We start from the raw sequence: 1752 nt of genomic DNA, 5'->3' as shown, positions 1-1752 counted from the left end.
CCGAAGCGGCGTAGGCGCCGGCGACCAGTGCCGCCGACAGCGCGGTCGCTGCCTGCCGCTGCTCTGCATCGAGGTAGCGGTTACGCGACGACATCGCCAGCCCGTCAGCCTCGCGGGCGGTCGGTACACCCACCACCCGCACGTCGATGTTGAAGTCGTCGACCAGCTGCCGCACCAATACCAGCTGTTGGTAGTCCTTCTCGCCGAAGAACACCCGGTCCGGTTGCACGATCTGCAGCAGCTTGAGCACGACGGTCAACATGCCGGCAAAATGCGTCGGCCGCGCCGCACCTTCGAGTTGGGAAGCCAGGGGGCCGGGAGCCACGGCCGTGCGCAGGCCGTCGGGGTACATCGCCGCCACGGTCGGAGTAAAGGCGATATCGGCCCCTTCGTCACGCAACCGTGCCAGGTCAGTGTCGAGCACACGGGGGTAGGCGTCGAGATCCTCACCGGCACCGAATTGCAGCGGGTTGACGAAGATCGACACCACCACGACCGCGCCGGAGACACGCTTGGCGGCCCGGATCAAAGCGATGTGGCCGTCGTGCAGCGCGCCCATGGTGGGCACCAGCATCACCCGGCGACCGGTGCGCCGCAGTGCCCGGGAGACGTCGAAGACGTCACGTGGTGCCGAGTACACGTTCAGTTCACCGGGACTGAACTTGGGCAGTTTGGCAATGGTCACTGGGCCAACACCTCGAAGACATCGTCAGCGGCGCGGGCGTGTTGGGCGGTCCGCAGCGCGTTGACGCGGTAGGCCTGGGCGAGCCGCGGATCCACTTCCGCGAGCGCAGACAGGTGGTCGGCCACCGCAGCGGCGTCACCGCGTGCGACGGGCCCGGTGAGTGCGGCCTGACCTCGTTGCAGTGTGTTCTCCAGCGCTGCGCGCGCGAGCGGGCCGAGTATCCGATCAGCGATGCCACCCGGCTGGTCGCAGACAAGCTCCTGGCCGAGCAATTCCTGGCCCCGCAGCGCCGCCCGCAGGGCTTCCAGGGCGTCGGCGAGCACAGTGACGAGGTGATTGGCGGCATGGGCCAGTGCGGCGTGATACAGCGTGCGGGCGTCCTCACGAACCCGGAACGGCTCGCCGCCCATTTCCAGTACCAGCGACTGGGCGATCGCGTAACCGACCTCGTCGGCTGCGGTGATGCCGAAACAGGTGTCGGGCAGACGGGCTACGTCTTCGTCGGAGCCGACGAAGGTCATCGCCGGGTGGATCGCCAGCGGAGTGCAGCCTTGCCGGCTCAGCGGCGCCAGGACGCCCACGCCGTTGGCACCCGAGGTGTGCGCGACGATCGTTCCGGGCCGTACCGCCGCGGTTTCGGCCAGACCGGATACCAGCGCGGCGAGTTCGGTGTCGGGTACAGCCAGCACCAACAATTCAGCGCCGGCCGCGACGTCAGGAACCGGGGATACCGGGGTGTCCGGCAGGCGCTGCTGGGCCCGCTGCCTCGACGCGTGGGAAATGGCGCTGCACGCCACGACAACGTGGTCGGCTCGTTCCAGCGCCTGTCCCAGCGCGGTGCCCACGCGGCCGGCCGAGATGATCCCGACCTTGAGCCGAGCGGGGCGCAAACCGTCGAACTGCACCATCGCAGACGACCCTCGCAAGTCTCTTAGTACGTTCCAGTCCCGTTAGCTCGGGTACCGGACGGTCCCTATGACTTTACCGCGGCGACGATGCGGGCCGCGAGCGGCCCGCGGAGGAGCGCGGTCATGCAACTCAGTCGCGGCGACGATGCGGGCCGCGAG

2 protein-coding genes are annotated in these 1752 nt (G+C 68.7%); both read right to left on the bottom strand.

Annotated elements, in window-relative coordinates; all coding sequences use genetic code 11:
* Positions 1-685: pantoate--beta-alanine ligase (gene panC / locus WA317_RS02495; protein ID WP_425171535.1), on the bottom strand; the 685-nt coding region annotated here is incomplete at its 3' end.
* Positions 682-1593 carry a Rossmann-like and DUF2520 domain-containing protein gene (locus WA317_RS02490; RefSeq protein ID WP_425171534.1) on the bottom strand — a complete coding sequence of 304 codons (912 nt, stop codon included), beginning with the start codon at positions 1591-1593 and terminating at the stop codon, positions 682-684. The genes panC and WA317_RS02490, both read right to left, overlap by 4 nt.
* Positions 1594-1752 lie beyond the last annotated feature (159 nt).

The organism is Mycobacterium sp. (genome assembly GCF_049802695.1).
Classification (GTDB): Bacteria; Actinomycetota; Actinomycetes; order Mycobacteriales; family Mycobacteriaceae; genus Mycobacterium.
Note: the sequence above shows the minus strand (reverse complement) of the source record. Positions and strands in the feature narration are given on the sequence as shown.